Source organism: Actinokineospora sp. NBRC 105648 (assembly GCF_030269645.1).
Classification (GTDB): Bacteria; Actinomycetota; Actinomycetes; order Mycobacteriales; family Pseudonocardiaceae; genus Actinokineospora.
In genome coordinates this window covers 309135-324802 of sequence record NZ_BSTR01000003.1, presented here as the reverse complement: position 1 = coordinate 324802, position 15668 = coordinate 309135, and the positions used below count along the sequence as shown (strand labels likewise).

General features: G+C 73.0%; 17 protein-coding genes. 8 read left to right on the top strand and 9 right to left on the bottom strand.

From position 1 onward, the window contains the following. The first annotated feature begins 8 nt into the window (after window positions 1-8). Window positions 9-1247 (top strand): cysteine--1-D-myo-inosityl 2-amino-2-deoxy-alpha-D-glucopyranoside ligase, encoded by a 1239-nt coding sequence (gene mshC / locus QSK30_RS04660; RefSeq protein WP_285499836.1) that lies wholly within the window; start codon window positions 9-11, stop codon window positions 1245-1247. On the opposite strand, the gene QSK30_RS04655 is transcribed toward mshC, so the two are convergent. Further along, the gene (locus QSK30_RS04655; RefSeq protein WP_285499834.1) at window positions 1227-2369 is read right to left on the bottom strand and encodes an MFS transporter; all 1143 of its coding nucleotides are present in this window, start codon (window positions 2367-2369) and stop codon (window positions 1227-1229) included. The two genes, mshC and QSK30_RS04655, sit on opposite strands and share 21 nt — an antisense overlap. After that, entirely contained in the window at window positions 2366-3292 is a 927-nt protein-coding gene (locus QSK30_RS04650; RefSeq protein WP_502871789.1) for a PAC2 family protein, read from the bottom strand. The genes QSK30_RS04655 and QSK30_RS04650 overlap by 4 nt, the downstream gene beginning before the upstream one ends. A 51-nt stretch (window positions 3293-3343) precedes the next feature. Here QSK30_RS04650 and QSK30_RS04645 point away from each other — a divergent pair, with 51 nt between their 5' ends. Both QSK30_RS04645 and QSK30_RS04640 read left to right on the top strand, forming a co-directional pair. Beyond that, window positions 3344-4030, top strand: coding sequence for an HAD family hydrolase (locus QSK30_RS04645; RefSeq protein WP_285499833.1), 687 nt, complete (start codon window positions 3344-3346; stop codon window positions 4028-4030). 73 nt (window positions 4031-4103) lie between these two features. Next, entirely contained in the window at window positions 4104-4367 is a 264-nt protein-coding gene (locus tag QSK30_RS04640) for a phosphoribosyl-ATP diphosphatase (RefSeq protein WP_285499832.1), read from the top strand. Window positions 4368-4462: 95 nt separating this feature from the next. Here QSK30_RS04640 and QSK30_RS04635 read toward each other — a convergent pair whose 3' ends face one another. Together QSK30_RS04635 and QSK30_RS04630 are read right to left on the bottom strand one after the other, a co-directional pair. Further along, on the bottom strand, window positions 4463-5239 hold the full coding sequence (locus QSK30_RS04635) for a thioesterase family protein (RefSeq protein WP_285499830.1): 777 nt from the start codon (window positions 5237-5239) through the stop codon (window positions 4463-4465). Between the two features lie 19 nt (window positions 5240-5258). Beyond that, on the bottom strand, window positions 5259-6146 hold the full coding sequence (locus QSK30_RS04630) for a RecB family exonuclease (protein ID WP_285499828.1): 888 nt from the start codon (window positions 6144-6146) through the stop codon (window positions 5259-5261). A 108-nt stretch (window positions 6147-6254) separates the two neighbouring features. Between QSK30_RS04630 and QSK30_RS04625 the strand changes: the two genes are divergently transcribed. After that, a complete protein-coding gene (locus QSK30_RS04625) occupies window positions 6255-7391 on the top strand; it encodes a site-2 protease family protein (RefSeq protein ID WP_285499826.1) in 1137 nt (378 codons plus the stop codon). 77 nt (window positions 7392-7468) lie between these two features. Beyond that, complete coding sequence (locus QSK30_RS04620; protein ID WP_285499825.1) at window positions 7469-8302, top strand: tRNA (adenine-N1)-methyltransferase; 834 nt, start codon at window positions 7469-7471, stop codon at window positions 8300-8302. A 95-nt stretch (window positions 8303-8397) separates the two neighbouring features. Here the strand turns inward: QSK30_RS04620 and QSK30_RS04615 are convergent, their stop codons facing one another. The 4 genes from QSK30_RS04615 to QSK30_RS04600 form a co-directional block, all read right to left on the bottom strand. Next, a complete protein-coding gene (locus QSK30_RS04615) occupies window positions 8398-9204 on the bottom strand; it encodes a hypothetical protein (RefSeq protein WP_285499823.1) in 807 nt (268 codons plus the stop codon). A gap of 197 nt (window positions 9205-9401) precedes the next feature. After that, the gene (locus QSK30_RS04610; protein WP_285499821.1) at window positions 9402-9692 is read right to left on the bottom strand and encodes a hypothetical protein; all 291 of its coding nucleotides are present in this window, start codon (window positions 9690-9692) and stop codon (window positions 9402-9404) included. A 132-nt stretch (window positions 9693-9824) separates the two neighbouring features. After that, window positions 9825-10529 (bottom strand): flagellar basal body-associated FliL family protein, encoded by a 705-nt coding sequence (locus tag QSK30_RS04605; RefSeq protein WP_285499819.1) that lies wholly within the window; start codon window positions 10527-10529, stop codon window positions 9825-9827. A 217-nt stretch (window positions 10530-10746) separates the two neighbouring features. Then, window positions 10747-11307: an Rv0361 family membrane protein gene (locus tag QSK30_RS04600; protein WP_285499817.1), complete on the bottom strand. Its 561-nt coding sequence runs from the start codon at window positions 11305-11307 to the stop codon at window positions 10747-10749. A 221-nt stretch (window positions 11308-11528) separates the two neighbouring features. Between QSK30_RS04600 and arc the strand changes: the two genes are divergently transcribed. The 3 genes from arc (at window position 11529) to QSK30_RS04585 (ending at window position 15145) form a co-directional block, all read left to right on the top strand. Next, window positions 11529-13349 (top strand): proteasome ATPase, encoded by a 1821-nt coding sequence (gene arc / locus QSK30_RS04595; protein ID WP_285499815.1) that lies wholly within the window; start codon window positions 11529-11531, stop codon window positions 13347-13349. Between the two features lie 87 nt (window positions 13350-13436). Beyond that, window positions 13437-14381 carry an aldo/keto reductase gene (locus QSK30_RS04590; protein WP_285499813.1) on the top strand — a complete coding sequence of 315 codons (945 nt, stop codon included), beginning with the start codon at window positions 13437-13439 and terminating at the stop codon, window positions 14379-14381. A 125-nt stretch (window positions 14382-14506) separates the two neighbouring features. Beyond that, window positions 14507-15145 carry a hypothetical protein gene (locus QSK30_RS04585; RefSeq protein ID WP_285499811.1) on the top strand — a complete coding sequence of 213 codons (639 nt, stop codon included), beginning with the start codon at window positions 14507-14509 and terminating at the stop codon, window positions 15143-15145. On the opposite strand, the gene QSK30_RS04580 is transcribed toward QSK30_RS04585, so the two are convergent. After that, window positions 15129-15629: an NUDIX hydrolase gene (locus QSK30_RS04580; RefSeq protein WP_502871788.1), complete on the bottom strand. Its 501-nt coding sequence runs from the start codon at window positions 15627-15629 to the stop codon at window positions 15129-15131. The genes QSK30_RS04585 and QSK30_RS04580 overlap by 17 nt on opposite strands. Between the last annotated feature and the right edge of the window lie 39 nt (window positions 15630-15668).

Sequence of the window (15668 nt, the reverse complement as noted above, 5' to 3'; positions counted from 1 at the left end):
TCGGAGGCATGCAGACCTGGCAATCCCACCCGGTGCCGCGGGTCGCCGGCACCCCGCGGCCGCTGCGGCTGTTCGACACCGCCGCCGGGGAGATCCGGCCCACGGCTCCCGGCCCCACGGCCACCATGTACGTCTGCGGGATCACCCCGTACGACGCCACGCACCTCGGGCACGCGGCCACCTACCTGGCCTTCGACCTGGTGCACCGGCAGTGGCTCGACAACGGACACGACGTGCACTACGTGCAGAACGTCACCGACATCGACGACCCGCTGCTCGAGCGGGCCGCGCGCGACCAGGACGACTGGGTCGTGCTCGGGATGCGCGAGACGGCGCTGTTCCGAGAGGACATGACCGCGCTGCGGGTGCTGCCGCCGCGCGAGTACGTCGGCGCGGTCGAGTCGATCCCGGAGATCGTCGAGGCGGTGGCCAAGCTGCTGGCGGGCGGCGCGGCGTACCGGGTGGACGACCCGGAGTTCCCGGACGTCTACTTCGACCACGACGCCACCGGCCGGTTCGGCTCGGAGTCCAACTACGACGAACCCACGATGAACCGCTACTTCGCCGAGCGCGGCGGCGACCCGGACCGCCCGGGCAAGCGGCACCCGCTCGACGCGCTGCTCTGGCGGGCGGCGCGACCCGGTGAGCCCAGCTGGGACAGCGAGCTGGGCCCCGGCCGCCCCGGGTGGCACGTCGAGTGCAGCGTCATCGCCCTCAACCACCTGGGGATGGCCCTGGACGTGCAGGGCGGCGGGTCGGACCTGATCTTCCCGCACCACGAGTACAGCGCCGCGCACGCCGAGGCGCTCACCGGGCAGCACCCGTTCGCCCGGCACTACACGCACGCGGCGATGATCGCCCTCGACGGCGAGAAGATGTCGAAGTCGCGCGGGAACCTGGTCTTCGTCTCGCGGCTGCGCGCCGACAAGGTCGACCCGATGGCCATCCGGCTCGGGCTGCTCTCCGGGCACTACCGCACCGACCGCTCCTGGGACCAGGGCGTGCTCGACGCGGGACTGGCCCGGGTGGCCCGCTGGCGCGCGGCGGTCAACGCCGCCGCGGGCGCCGACGCCGAGCCGCTCATCGCCCGGCTGCGCGACCACTTGGCCGACGACCTGGACACGCCCAGGGCGATCGCCGCCGTCGACGCGTGGGCCGAGCAGACCCTCGCGGGCAACGGCCGCGACGAGGCCGCCCCGGCCGCGGTCCGGGCCGCCCTGGACGCCCTACTGGGCGTCGCGCTCTGAGGTCGACGGTGACGGCACCGCCAGCAACACCGGTGCCGTCACCGCGACCAGCGCGGCGGGGACCAGGAACCCCAGCACCGGCTCGGCCCGGTAGAGCGGCGTGAAGGCCAGTGGCGAGAGCGCCGCCCCGGTGAACCGCATCGACTGCACCACCGACACCGCGCCCGCCCGGTTCGGCCCCTCACCGGAGAGCACCAGCGCGTTCACCCCGACCAGCAGCAACTGCGCCGCCACGCCGGTCAGCGCCCACAACGCCACCACCGCGGGCAGCCACGTCAGCGTGCCCACCAGCGCGATCGGCACCGCACCGGCGACCGACCCGATCAGCACCGCCCGGCGCGCGCCGATCCGGTCGATGCCCCGGCCCACCGGCCGCGCGCTGAGCAGCCCCACCACGCCGAAGCCGGTGAGCACCAGCCCGCGCTCGGCCGCGCCCAGCCCGAACACGTCCTGCGCGCGCAGCGCCAGCAGCACCGACATACCGCCCAGGCAGGCCCAGCCGACCAGCGCCACCCAGCCCGCGCGCAGCACCGCGGGCCGCCACGCCGAGCGCAGCGTCACCCTGGTCTCCTGCCGCTCCCGCATCTGCTCCGGCAGCCCCGCCAGCGCGAGCGCCGCCGAGACCACGGCCACGCCGACGAACGCGATTCGCCAGTTCGCCTCGGCCGCCAGCCCGCCCAGCAGCGGCGCGCTGGTCTGCCCGGCCGCCTGCAAGGAGGAGAACAGCCCGAGCGTGCGCCCCAGCCGCTCGGGCGGGGTGATCGTCGCGACGGCGGCCAGCAGCAGCGGCGTGGTGAACGCGTTCGCCCCACCCTGCACCGCCCGCGCGACCAGGAACAGCGGGTAGTCCTCGGCGAGCGCGCACCCCAGCGACGCCACGACGTAGACCAGGTACGCCACCCGGACGCTGCGGCTCGCGCCCCAGCGGGCGCCGAGCGTCCCGGAGAACAGCATCAGCGCCGCGAAGGGCACCAGGTAGGCGGTCAGCGAGTACGCCGCGGCCTGCGTCGACACCCCGTAGTCCTGCCCGAGCTCGGGCAGCATGGAGGTGGTGATCCCGCCCGCGAACGGCCCCAGGAACCCGCCCGCGTACAGCGCGGCCAGGGTGATCCGACGGTTCACACCCCGGTCGGCCCCGGGCCCGATCCGCCCCGGCCGGGCCCGTTGGGCCGCCGCCTGCGCAGGTACCGCTCGAACTCCGCGGCGATCGCGTCGCCGCTGGTCTCGTTGAGGGTGTTCTCCGCGTCGCCGCGCTCCTCCAGGGCGCGCACGTAGTTGCGCACGTCCTCGTCCTCCTCGGCCATCTCGCTGACCGTCTGCTGCCACTCCTCGGCCTGCTCGGGCAGCGAGCCAAGCGGCACCTCGACGTCGAGGATCTCCTCGACCCGGTGCAGCAGCGCCAGCGTCGCCTTCGGCGAGGGCGGCTGGGAGACGTAGTGCGGGACCGCCGCCCAGATGGAGATCGCCGGGACCCCGGCGCGCACGCAGGCGTCCTGCAGCACCCCGACGATGCCGGTGGGTCCCTCGTAGCGCGAGCGCTCCAGTCCGAAGCGGGTCGCCGAGGTGGCGTCGTAGGCGGTGCCGGTGACCGGGACCGGCCGGGTGTGCGGGGTGTCGGCGAGCAGCGCGCCGAGGGTGACCACGGTGGTGATGTTCAGGTCGTCGATGTGGCCGAGCAGCTCGCCGCAGAACTTGCGCCACCGCATGTTCGGCTCGATCCCGTGCACCAGCACCACGTCCCGGTTGGACCCGGGCGGGCGGCACCGGTAGAGCCGGGTGGTCGGCCACTCGACCCTCCGACTGACACCGTCCACGAGTCGCACGGTCGGCCGGGTCACCTGGAAGTCGTAGTAGTCGTCCGGGTCGACCTCCAGCAGCGGGCTGGCGTCCCAGGTGAGTTGCAGGTGTTCGATCGCGGTGCTGGCCGCGTCCCCGGCGTCGTTCCAGCCCTCGAACGCCGCCACCATGACGGGGTCGACGAGATCTCGCTGCTCGCCCGTGGGCTCGTGGTCGGCAGCGGTGTTCGGGTGGTCCGGGTGGGTCACCGGGTCAGCCTACGGCCCGGGCGGCGCGGAGGTAGATCGTAGGCTGGGGACATGCCGGAGCACCCCAGACCAGCCCTGCCCGCCGCCGTGCTGTGGGACATGGACGGCACCCTGCTCGACTCGGAGAAGCTGTGGGACGTCCCGCTTTCGGAGTTCTCCGAGAAGCTCGGCACCCCGCTGTCCGCGGCGGTCCGGGCCGCGATGGTCGGCAGCAACATCCCCACCTCGATGGGCCTGCTGTTCGGCCAGTCGGGCATCGTCCCGACCGCGGCCGACATCGCCGACGCCGCCGAGTGGGTGCAGCACCGGGTGGGGGAGTTGTTCCGCACCGACCTGGTCTTCCGCCCGGGTGCCCAGGAGGCGCTGCGCGCGGTGCGCGACACCGGCCTGCCGACCGCGTTGGTCACCTCCACCGAGCGCGGGCTCACCGAGGTCGCCCTCGACGTGCTGGGCCGCGAGCACTTCGACACCACGGTGTGCGGCGACGAGGTGGGCGGGCGCAACAAACCGCTCCCCGACCCCTACCTCAAGGCCGCCGCCCTCCTCGGCGTCGACCCGGCCCACTGCCTCGCGGTCGAGGACTCGCCCACCGGCACCGCCTCGGCGGTGGCGGCGGGCTGCACCGTGCTGGTGGTCCCGTGCGAGGTCCCGGTCGCCGAGGGCGCCCGCCGGATCCTGCGGGAGTCGTTGGTGGGCTTGGACTCCGCGCTGCTGACCGAGCTCATGGCCCGCCGCTAGCCCATCCCGGCCGCGTCCCCCCGGGAGCGACCGGGTGCGGGCCCGGTCGTCGGGGATGGCAGGATCGACGCCCGTGAAGACCTTCGACGAACTGTTCGCCGAGCTGCTCGACCGGGCCGAGAACCGGCCCGAGGGCTCGGGCACCGTGGCGGCCCTCGACGCCGGGATCCACGCGCAGGGCAAGAAGGTCCTCGAGGAGGCGGGCGAGGTGTGGATCGCCGCCGAGCACGAGAGCGACGCCGAGCTCGCCGAGGAGATCTCCCAGCTGCTCTACCGGGTGCAGGTCCTGATGATCGGCCGCGGCATCGCCCTAGAGGACGTCTACCGCTACCTGTGACCGATCGCGCGGCCCGGTCCGCGCGGTAGTGCCCTGCGCCGCCGAGTCGCGCGGCGGCAGTGCCGAGGTAGCGGCTCGCTGTCCGGCCGGCGCACTCAGGCTTGGCGTTCGCGGACCAACAGCGCCTGGGCGCCCCGGGCCACCGGACCCGACTCGTCGTGCAGCACGCTCAACGCCGTGCCGGTCCCGTTCGCGCCGACCACCGTGTGCGCGTCCAGCCCGATCCACTCGCCCACCGGCTCCCGGGTCAGGTGCACGGTGAGCTCGGTGTTGATGAAGAGCCACCGGCGCGGGTCGAACAGCCCCGACACCCCGTTGCCCGAGTCGGCCACCACCAGCAACCGCTGCAGACCGGTCGGTTCCTCGCCCGCCACCAGCGGCACCGTCTGGCGGGCCCACACCGTCGCCGGGCCGGGAGTGCCCAGCCTGCCCGCGAGCGCACGCCACTCCAACGCGTCCAGGTAGCCCGGACCCCAGCCCTCCGGCCTGCCGGTCGGCGTGCCCGTCGCGGGCGGGGCCAACGGGGGCACGTCATCGGTGCGCACCGACGCGGAGTCCGAGGTGGCGATCCGCCACGCGCTCGCCCTGGCCACCGGCCGACCGCCCGCGCTGATCTCGCCACGCAGCAGCTCCACCGAACGACCCGGCCGCTCGACCGCGGCCGAGACCTCCAGCTCGGCCACCGGCACCGGCCCGAGGATCTCCACGGTCACCCGCACCAGGGCGGCGGGCCCGGACGCGGGCAGCGCGGCCAGCTCCCGGGCCAGCAGCGCGCTCGGCGGCCCCAGGTGCTGGCTCTCCGCCGACCACGGGCCCGCGGTGTGCCGGGTCGAGGCGTAGCGGCCCGCGCCCAGCGGTTCGTAGAAGGCCATCCAGTCCGCCCTGCCCTGCCTAGTCCGCCCGATCCAACGCGGTCTCCTCACCCGGGTCCGGCTCCGGCCAGCCCGGGTACTCCGGTGGCGTGCCGCCGAACTCCGGGCAGTGTGCCTGGTGCGAGCACCACGCGCAGAGCTTGCCCTTGTTCGGCCGGAAGTCGCCGGTGCGGCCCGCGCGCAGGATGGCGTCCCAGATCGCGTCCAGGGTGCGCTCGAACCTGGTCAGCTCCGCCTCGTCGGGGGTGTAGGCCAGCGACTGGCGGTCGGCGAGGTACATCAGCCGCAGCTGACGCGGGACCTCGCCGCGCAGCCGCCACACCGCCAGCGCGTAGAACTTCATCTGGAACAGCGCCTTGGCCTCGCCGATCTCGCGCGGCGCGGCGCCGGTCTTGTAGTCGACCACCCGGATCTCGCCGGTGGGCGCCACGTCGAGCCGGTCGATATAGCCGCGCAGCAGCACACCCGAGGGCAGTTCGGTCTCCACCAGCAGCTCGCACGCCTCCGGCTGCAGCCTGCGCGGGTCCTCCAGCTCGAAGTAGCCCTCGATCAGCGCCCGGGCGGAGTCCAGCCAGTCGGCCGGGTCCTCGCCCTCGGCGAAGATCCCGTCCAGCTCGGGGCGCTCCTCGCGCAGCTGCGCCCAGGTCGGCGCCAGCAGGTCGTGCGCGGCGGCGGGCAGCCGCTCACCCGCGGGCAGCCCGTAGAGCCGCTCCAGCACGGCGTGCACGACCGTGCCGCGCACCTGGGCCTTGGTGGGGGTCTCCGGCAGCCGGTCGACCGCGCGGAACCGGTAGAGCAGTGGGCACTGCTTGAAGTCGCTCGCCCGCGACGGCGACAGCGCGGGCCTGCGCCGCCGGGTGATCTCGACCGGGACGGGCGGGGACTCGGTGCCGGGGGCGGGGACCATGCCCCGCACCCTAGTGTCGACCACCGACAGTTCCGCGGCCGGTGCCGAGCGTGTCCGCCCGGCTCGGCGGGCCACCCGGACCGGTCGCCGCGCATTACGCTGTGCGAGGTGTCCAGCACCACCCACCCCGCCACCCCCGCGCACGGCGGGGGACTGCTGCTGTTCCGCTACAGCGGCGTGCCGGTGGTGCTCGCCCCGTCCTGGTGGCTGGGGGCGCTGGCCGTCGTCGTCTTCTACGCCCCGCTGGTCGGCACCCTGCTGCCCGGCGCGGGCCCCGTCGCCTCGGTCCTGCTGGCCGCCGCGTTCGCCGTCCTGCTCGGCGGGTCGGTCCTGGCGCACGAGCTGGGCCACTGCGTCGTGGCGCTGCGGCTGGGCCTGCCGGTGCGCAGGCTGCGGCTGTTCCTGCTCGGCGGCCTCTCGGAGATCGCCCGCACCCCGCGCAGGCCCGGCCACGAGGGCGTGATCGCCGCCGCCGGGCCCGCCGTCTCGATCTTGCTGGCGGGCGCCTGCGGGATCGGGCTGCTGGTGATGCCCGCCGAGGGCCCGGTCTGGCTGCTGGTGCTGGAGTGCGCGTTCGCCAACACCGCCGTCGCGGTGTTCAACCTGCTGCCCGGCTTGCCGCTCGACGGCGGTCGGATGCTGCGCGCGGGCGTCTGGGCGGTCACCGGAAGGCGCGGCGCGGGCACCCGCGCCGCCGTGGTCGGCGGCTGGGTGGTCGCGGCGCTGCTGGTCGTCTGGGCGCTGTGGGGGGTCACCCAGGAGAGCCCGGACCGCTGGCTGCGGCTGGGCGTCTGCCTGTTCACCGCGTGGTTCGTGGTGGCGGGCGCGGGCGGTGAGCTGGCCGCGGAGCAGCGCCGCTCGTGGCCCGAGGGCCTGCGGCTGGCCGACATCGTGCGCCCGGTGCTGCAGCTGCCCGCCGAGAGCCCGGTGGCCGACGCGCTGGCCGCGGCGGCGGGCCGGGGCGTGGTGCTGGTCCGCGCGGACGGCGTCGCCGCCGGTCTGCTCGACGAGGTCGCCGCCCGCGGGCTCGCCGAGCGGTCCCCGTTCAGCCCGGCCGAGCTGGCCGCCGAGCCGATCCGCCCCGAGACGGTGCTGCTGGCCGCCGAGCCGGGGGAGGAGATCGCCGAGCGGGTGCACGAGACCGCCGCCTGGCAGTTCCTCGTCGTCGACGACGAGGGCAGGCCCGCGGGCGTGCTGCACCGGGAGGACCTGCGCGCGGCCCTGCGCGCCCGCGGCCTGGACTGACGGGCCGGGTGCGCCGCGCCCACCCCGCTCTGCGACCATCTCGGTCCAGGCTCACGGGTGGAAGGCGGAGGCGTCAGGTGTCGGCACGCAAGGTCAGCGGTCCGTTCGAGGCAGGGGACCGGGTGCAGCTCACCGACCCCAAGGGCAGGCACTACACGCTCATCCTCGAGCCGGGGGAGAAGTACCACACCCACCGGGGAGCGCTGGCCCACGACGACATCATCGGCCAACCCGAGGGCTCGATCGTCAGCTCCGTGGCGGGCACCGCCTACCTGGCCCTGCGCCCGCTGCTGTCGGACTACGTGCTGTCCATGCCGCGCGGCGCCCAGGTGATCTACCCCAAGGACTCCGCCCAGATCGTCATGCAGGGCGACATCTTCCCCGGTGCCCGGGTGCTGGAGGCGGGCGCGGGCTCCGGCGCGCTCACCTGCTCGCTGCTGCGCGCGGTCGGCCCGACCGGCACCGTGACCTCCTACGAGGTCCGCGAGGACCACGCGGTGCACGCCGAGCGCAACGTCGTGCAGTTCTACGGCGAGCACCCGGCGAACTGGAACCTCGTCCTCGGCGACCTGGCCACCCACCAGGGCGAGGTCGACCGGGTCGTGCTGGACATGCTCGCGCCGTGGGAGATGCTGCCCATGGTCGCCGAGAACCTCATCCCCGGCGGCGTCCTGGTCACCTACGTGGCCACCACCACCCAGCTGTCCCGGGTCGCCGAGGCGATGCGCGAGCAGCAGTGCTGGACCGAGCCGCACGCCTGGGAGACGCTGATCCGCCCGTGGCACGCGGTCGGCCTGGCGGTCCGCCCCGAGCACCGGATGATCGGGCACACCGCCTTCCTGATCACCGCCCGCAGGCTCGCCGACGGCGTGGTCACCCCGCGCCCGCAGCGGCGCCCCAGCAAGGGCTGAGCCCCCAAGACACCCAAGACACCCGAGGCACCGAAACGCCGAGGCCCGGCGGAGCACCGCTCCGCCGGGCCTCGGCGTCATCGACCGGCTGCGTCTCAGAGCGAGACGCACCAGCCCTTGGACTTCTTCTCGAACACGATCGGGAACGCGATCGGGCTGCTGGACCCGATGGTGACCTCGGTGTCGACCTTGCCGTTGCTGTCGCCGTAGGTCTCCGGCTCGCCGACCACCTTCACCTTGCCGCCGTTGGGCGCGACGCTGGTGTACATGATCCCGGGGTCGGTGCCCTCGCAGGTCAGGCCCTTGGCGGTGGCCTCGTCCTTGCCGTTGACCGCCTCGGCGTACTTCGCGCCCGCCGCCTTGAGGTCCTCGCCGCCGCCGCCCACGGTGCCGCCCCCGCCGCCGGAGCTGGTCCGGGTGGTGGTGGTCCGCCGGGTGGTGGTCTCCTCGGACTCGGTGGTCCTGGTCGACTTGCGGCTGGTGGTGGTCGGCGCGGAGGTGGTTCCCCCGCCGCCCGGGCTCGCCGTGCCGTTGTCGTCACCCTTGGCCAGGAAGTAGATGCCCACGCCCGCGCCACCGAGCACCAGCAGCGCGATCACCACGACGGCGACGACCTTGCCGGTGTTCTTCTTCGGCGGCCCACCCCCGGGCTGCCCGTACCCGCCCTGGTAGGGCTGCTGCTGGCCGTAGGGGTCCTGGGGCCCGTACCCGGGCTGCTGGCCGCCCCAGCCCTGCCCCGGCTGGTACGGCTGCGGTTGCTGCTGGCCGTACGGGTCGGGCTGGTAGGGCGGCTGCTGGGGCTGCTGGCCGTACGGGTCCGGTTGCTGCTGGCCGTAGGGGTTGTACTGCTGGCCGGACGGGTCCTGTCCGTAGGGCCCCGGCTGGTTCGGCGGTTGGGTCATGGGTCTCTGACTCCTCGGTGGTCACCGGCTGTCCGGCCGGTCGTCTCGTGCGTGCCTGGCGGGTTGCCCTACTGGACATCCCGAGAGGATACGTGCTGGTCGGAAGCCTGCAGCACTGATGGCACACACCGAGCCGCGAACCGGCGACGAGCCGTGGCCGGGTGGCCGCGCGAACGCGACCACCCGGGAGGCAGGCGCTAGGGAATCCACTTCGCGTAGAGGCCCACCTCGCTGCTCACCCTGAACTTGCACAGCGTGGCGTAGTGCCCGCCCGACTCCAGGTCGATCGCCGCGGCCAGGCAGTTGGCGCACGCGCCGATACCGGCGAAGTTCTGGTACAACGAGAAGCCCGAGGGGATCGCGGTTCCGCTGCTCGCGCACCCCGCCGTGGCGGTGTAGGCGCCCGTCGGCTCCGCCTCGGCGATGCCTGTCATCAGTGCCGTGGTGACGGCGGCGCTCGCCACCGCCCCGACCAGGATTGTCCTCATCCGTGCCACAACGCTCTCCTGTTCGACTCGTGCGGCCACTGGGGCCGCTGTCGTACACGTGTGCGTCAGCCACGGTATGCGGAGGCAACCTCCCAAGATCATTTTTTGGGGGAGAGGTCACATCGCCGCAGGTCAGCCTTGCTGTTCCCCGCAGAACTTCCAGTCGCCGCCCTCTTTGACGATCTTGATCTCGATCGTGACGTTCCGCGACTTGCCGTCTTGGGTGAGCACGAGGTCGATCTGCGCGCTCGCGGTGCTGCCGGAGACCTTCGGGGAGCCGTTCTTGGTCGCCGTGATCTCGAACTTCTCCAGCTCACCCTCCAATTTGGAGGTGTCCGTCCCGTACTTGTCCTTGTAAGCCTTGCAGGCGTCGGAGGTCACGGTCAGGAAGCTCTTGGTCTTGTACGCGTCGACGTAGGCGTCGACCACCGCGTCCGGGCCGCTCGAGTCGTCGTCGGTGCTGGGCTCCGACGACGAGCTGGTCTCGTCCGAACTGGACGATCCGGTGGTCGTCCTGCCGGGCGACTTGGGGGCGCTGCTGGTGGTGCCCGAGCCGGTGTTCGACCCGCCCTTGTCCTTGGTCAGGAAGTACACGCCCACACCCGCGCCGCCGAGAACCAGCACGGCGATCGCCACGATGGCGACGATCTTGCCGGTGTTGCGCTTGGGCGGCTCGCCGCCGGGGCCACCGGGGAAACCGCCGGGCCCCTGGTACGGGGGCTGCTGGGCGTACGGGTCCGGCTGCTGGCCGTAGGGGCCGGGAGGCTGGTTCCCGTAGCCGCCGGGCTGCTGCGGCTGCTGGCCGTAGGGCCCGGGCTGCTGCGGAGGATAGGTCATGGTCGCCCTTGACTCCTTGGTGCTGGTTCGCCGCGCTGGACGGATCGGTCTCCGGTGCGGGGTAGACGGCTCGGCGGGCCGACTCGTTCCCTGAAGAACGTATCCCGCGGGGAGGCTCACATGGTATTGGCCGGGCGCGCCCGGCCACCCCCGGGAGGACTCCCGGCGGCGACGATCGGGTGACGAATCGGGAACGGTGCCCGCCGCACCGGGCCGGTCACGGCGCGGAGAAGCGGTCCACGCACCAGGTCTCGCCCTGCTTGCGCAGCCGGATCCGGGCGGTCTGCGGCTTGCCGTCCACGGTCGCGGTGAACGTGGCGGTCGCCTTGTCGCCGGTCTCCTTGACCTCGGTGACCTGGGCGTTGGCCACCTTGGGCCGGTCCCGCTCGCCCGCCCGGTCGGTGACCTTGGCGTCCTCGTCGCAGACCAGCCGGTTGTAGGCCGCGACGTCGTTGCCCGCCATCGCCTCGACCATCGCCTCGGCGGTGCCGCGCGCGGTGCCGGTGTCGGCGCCGCCGGTGAGCACCAGGACCAGCGTGACCACGAGCCCGATGGCGAGCAGCCCACCGCCTGCTATCAGCCACGGGGTCCGGCTGGGTCGCGGCGGGCCGTAGGGGGTGCCGTACGGGTGGGGACCCGGTTGCCCTGAGTACGCACCCGGTTGCTGGTACTGGCCGGGTGCGGGCGGCTGCCGCGGGTACCCGCCCTGGTGCGGCTGCGGGCCGGGGTACTGCGGCTGGTGGCCGTGCGGGTCCGGCTGCTGGGGTGGGTAGGTCATCGTCCCCTGGCTCTCGTGCTGCGTGAACGGCCGCGCGGTCGGCCTAATGCACCGACGCACGGTAACGGCAGGCCAGTTCCCGCGAACACCGGGATGGCGGATCGACTGCGTCCGAGCGAGTGTTGCGCGGGCGTGACACGCAAGTTCCGGCATGCGGATGCTCTGTCGTTGTCGGTGATCGCCGGTACCGTAGGGGTACGAGTTCGGGAGGAGGTGCCGACATGCAGCACGATCGTCCCGGCAGTCGGCCAGAGAACGCCGACGATGAGCACGGTGGCGCGGTGGACCCAGGGCGTGAGCGCCCGGACAGGTCCGATGCCGCGCAGATCCGTTTCCTCGAAGAGGAAGTCGCTCTGCTTCGCCGGAAACTGACGGAATCGCCACGGCATTCGCGGCTCTTGGAGCAGCGGCTGGCAGAGGCGTCCGAGCGGGTGAGTCAGCTCACCGAGCGGAACGCCAAGCTGGTCGACACGCTGCGCGAGGCCCGCGGCCAACTCCTCGCCTTGCGCGAGGAGGTCGATCGCCTCGCCCAGCCGCCCAGCGGCTACGGCGTGTTCCTCGAAGGACACGAGGACGGCACGGTCGACGTGTTCACCGCGGGTCGCAAGATGCGCGTGTCCGTCTCGCCCGCGGTCGAGGGGGACACCCTCCGGCGTGGGCAGTCGGTGCGCCTCAACGAGGCCCTCACGGTGGTCGAGGGCGGTGGGTTCGAGCGGACGGGCGAAGTGTCCACCCTGCGCGAGCTCCTCGTCTCCGACGGTGAGGAGATCGCCACCCGGGCCCTCGTCGTCGGGCACGCCGACGAGGAACGGGTCGTCTGGCTCGCCGACCCGCTGACCGCGGCGCCGCTGAAGTCCGGCGACTCGCTGCTGGTGGACGCCAAGTCCGGCTACGCCTACGAGCGGGTGCCCAAGGCCGAGGTGGAGGACCTCGTGCTCGAGGAGGTCCCCGACGTCGACTACGCCGACATCGGCGGGCTGTTCCGGCAGATCGAGCAGATCCGCGACGCGGTCGAGCTCCCTTTCCTGCACAAGGACCTCTTCGCCGAGTACGAGCTGCGCCCGCCCAAGGGCGTGCTGCTCTACGGCCCGCCCGGCTGCGGCAAGACGCTCATCGCCAAGGCGGTGGCGAACTCGCTGGCCAAGAAGGTCGCGGCGGCCCGCGGCGACCACGCGCCCAAGGACGCGAAGTCCTACTTCCTCAACATCAAGGGCCCGGAGCTGCTCAACAAGTTCGTCGGCGAGACCGAGCGGCACATCCGGCTGATCTTCCAGCGGGCCAGGGAGAAGGCCTCCGAGGGCACCCCGGTGATCGTGTTCTTCGACGAGATGGACTCGATCTTCCGGACCCGCGGCAGCGGCGTGTCCTCCGATGTGGAGACCACGATCGTGCCCCAGCTGCTCAGCGAGATCGACGGCGTCGAGGGGCTGGAGAACGTCATCGTGATCGGCGCCTCCAACCGCGAGGACATGATCGACCCGGCGATCCTGCGACCCGGCAGGCTCGACGTGAAGATCAAGATCGAGCGGCCGGACGCCGAGGCGGCCAAGGACATCTTCTCCAAGTACCTGACCAGCAACCTGCCCATCCACGCCGACGACCTGGCCGAGTTCGGCGGCGACCGCAACACCTGCATCGACGCGATGATCCAGCACACCGTCGAGCGGATGTACGAGGAGACCGAGGAGAACCGGTTCCTGGAGGTCACCTACGCCAACGGTGACAAGGAGGTCCTCTACTTCCGGGACTTCAACTCCGGGGCGATGATCCAGAACATCGTGGACCGGGCGAAGAAGGCGGCGATCAAGGCGGTGCTGGAGACCCGGCAGCCCGGCCTGCGCGTGCAGCACCTGCTGGACGCGATCGTCGACGAGTTCGCCGAGAACGAGGACCTGCCGAACACGACCAACCCGGACGACTGGGCGCGCATCTCGGGCAAGAAGGGTGAGCGCATCGTCTACATCCGGACGCTGGTCACGGGCAAGAACCAGGAGTCCGGGCGGGCGATAGACACCGCGACGAACACCGGGCAGTACCTCTAAGGACCTCTGAGGCCATACCGCCAGGACAGTCCCGATGGGCCCCCGCTCCGGCGGGGGCCCATCGGCGTTCCCGGGCATAATCGGGCGGTGCCCGCCACCGACCGCCTCGCCCTGGGCCTCGCCGCGCTGGGCAGGCCCGCCTACATCAACCTGGGCCGCGTCGACGCGCTCCCGGCCGACCGCGGGGTCGAGAGCCTGCGGTCGGCCACCGAGTCCGTCTTGGACGCCGCCTACGCCGCGGGTGTGCGCCGGGTCGACACCGCGCGCTCCTACGGCCGGGCCGAGGAGTTCCTGGCTGGGTGGCTGGACTCCCGTGGGCACACCGACATCACCGTGTCGTCGAAGTGGGGCTACGCCTACGTCGGCGGCTGGTGGCTGGACGCGGCCGTGCACGAGTCCAAAGAGCACTCGGCGGCCCGGTTCCACGCGCAGTGGGCGCGCAGCAGGGCGCTGCTGGGCGACCGGATCGCCCTGTACCAGGTGCACTCGCTCACCGTGGACAGTCCCCTGTTCACCGACGGCGCGCTGCTGGACGCGCTCGCCGACCTCGCCGGATCGGGGCAGCGGCTGGGTTTCTCCACCTCCGGACCGGCCCAGGCGGACGCGGTGCGCCGCGGGCTCGACATCGAGCGCGCGGGCGTCCGGGTGTTCACCGCGGTCCAGTCCACTTGGAACGCCCTGGAGACCTCGGTGGGTCCGGCCCTGGCCGAGGCGCGCGCGGCGGGGGTCCTGGTGGCGGTCAAGGAGGCGTTGGCCAACGGCAGGCTCGCGGTGCGCCCGCCCGCGGCGGTTCGTGACGCCGCCACCCGACTGGGGGTCACCCCGGACGCGGTCGCCCTGGCCCACGTGCTGGCCCAGCCCTGGGCGGACGTCGTCCTGCTCGGCCCGGCGAGCACCGCCCAACTCGCCGACAACCTCGCGGCCACCGGCATCGAGGCGCCAGAACTCGCGCCCGACCTCGCTGACCTGGCTGACCTGGCCGAGGACCCGGGCGACTACTGGGCGACCCGCTCGGCGCTGCCCTGGACCTGACCCCGCACCCCCGACCGGGTGATCGTGAGCGGTACGGTCCTGGCCGAACCCTCCGCCCTCTCCCGCCCGAAACGGACGAGAACTTGCGTCGTGTCCACGCGCTCGCCTGCGCAACGGTGCTGCCCGTGAGCCTGCTCGCGGCGTGCTCAGACCGGCCGAACGACCTCTACACCTACTACGACGACCCGCCCTCGTCCGAGCAGGCCGCGACCACCACGTCCGCGCCGCTGCCGGTGGCCGCGGCCACCACCACCCCGGCCGGACCCGACCCGGACGAGGTCGTCGAGCGGGCGTCGATGACCGCCGCCGACCTGGTCGCCGAGGAGGTCCTGCCCGTCGGCGCCCCGGACACCACCTCGTCCGCCACGCTGCCCGACTGCAAGCTGCCCCTGGGCGGTGAGGCGCACCGCAAGACCACTTGGAAGTACGCCAGCGGCTCCCAGCTGCGCCAGTCTGTGGTCACCGTCGAGGACGAGGGCCAGGCGCTCCAAAAGGTCCGCGACGGCGTGAAGTGCAAGACCTTCCAGTCCGACAACACCACCTACCGGGTCGAGGACGGCGTCACCCTGGGCGCGCTGTCCGGCGTCACGGGACAGCTCAGCTGGTGTGCCACCGCGCCGGGCAAGGTCGTCTGCACCGTGGTGCTCGTCGCGGACGGCGTGCTCACCGCGGTGACCGTCGAAGCGGGCACCGCTACCCGAGCCCGCGCGGCCGTCACCCGGATCGCCCCGAAGGCCGCGGCCGCCCTCACCCGAGGCGCCTGAACCACTCCTCGACGGCAAGTCTGCCGTCGGGCACGAACGGCCATCCCGGGTCGGCCAGCCGCTCCCGCAGCTCGGCCACCGGCAGCCACCAGCCCGCGGCCACCTCGCTGTCCTGCAGGACCACCGGCCCGTCCCAGCGGACCTCGTAGCACCACAGGTGCACCCGCACCGGCGGCAGCTCCACGGCCAGGGTGAACAGCGGGACCAGCGGCACCCCCGTGATCCCCAGCTCCTCGGCCAGCTCCCGCTCCGCGCAGGCCCGCGCCGACTCGCCCGCCGCGACCACCCCACCGGCCCAGCAGTCGTGCAGGCCGGGGTAGACGTCCTTGGTGTCGGTGCGCCGGTGCGCGAAGACCCGCTCGCCATCGCCGGAGCGCACCAGCACCGACCCGCACGCGTGCCACAGGCCCTCGGCCCGCATCCGCTCCCGGGTGGCCGACCCCACCACCGCGCCCCGCTCATCGCACACCGCCACCAGTTCCACCCGCCCAAGTTATCCACAGCGGCACGGCTCACGCCGGAG

What these genes read in the sequence shown, in the direction of transcription:
- QSK30_RS04635 (WP_285499830.1), bottom strand. Translation starts at nt 5,239, where the DNA reads ATGGCCTTCTACGAACCGCTGGGCGCGGGCCGCTACGCCTCGACCCGG.
- QSK30_RS04605 (WP_285499819.1), bottom strand. Translation starts at nt 10,529, where the DNA reads ATGACCTATCCTCCGCAGCAGCCCGGGCCCTACGGCCAGCAGCCGCAG.
- QSK30_RS04630 (WP_285499828.1), bottom strand. Translation starts at nt 6,146, where the DNA reads ATGGTCCCCGCCCCCGGCACCGAGTCCCCGCCCGTCCCGGTCGAGATC.
- QSK30_RS04610 (WP_285499821.1), bottom strand. Translation starts at nt 9,692, where the DNA reads ATGAGGACAATCCTGGTCGGGGCGGTGGCGAGCGCCGCCGTCACCACG.
- QSK30_RS04615 (WP_285499823.1), bottom strand. Translation starts at nt 9,204, where the DNA reads ATGACCCAACCGCCGAACCAGCCGGGGCCCTACGGACAGGACCCGTCC.
- mshC (WP_285499836.1), top strand. Translation starts at nt 9, where the DNA reads ATGCAGACCTGGCAATCCCACCCGGTGCCGCGGGTCGCCGGCACCCCG.
- QSK30_RS04645 (WP_285499833.1), top strand. Translation starts at nt 3,344, where the DNA reads ATGCCGGAGCACCCCAGACCAGCCCTGCCCGCCGCCGTGCTGTGGGAC.
- QSK30_RS04600 (WP_285499817.1), bottom strand. Translation starts at nt 11,307, where the DNA reads ATGACCTACCCACCCCAGCAGCCGGACCCGCACGGCCACCAGCCGCAG.
- arc (WP_285499815.1), top strand. Translation starts at nt 11,529, where the DNA reads ATGCAGCACGATCGTCCCGGCAGTCGGCCAGAGAACGCCGACGATGAG.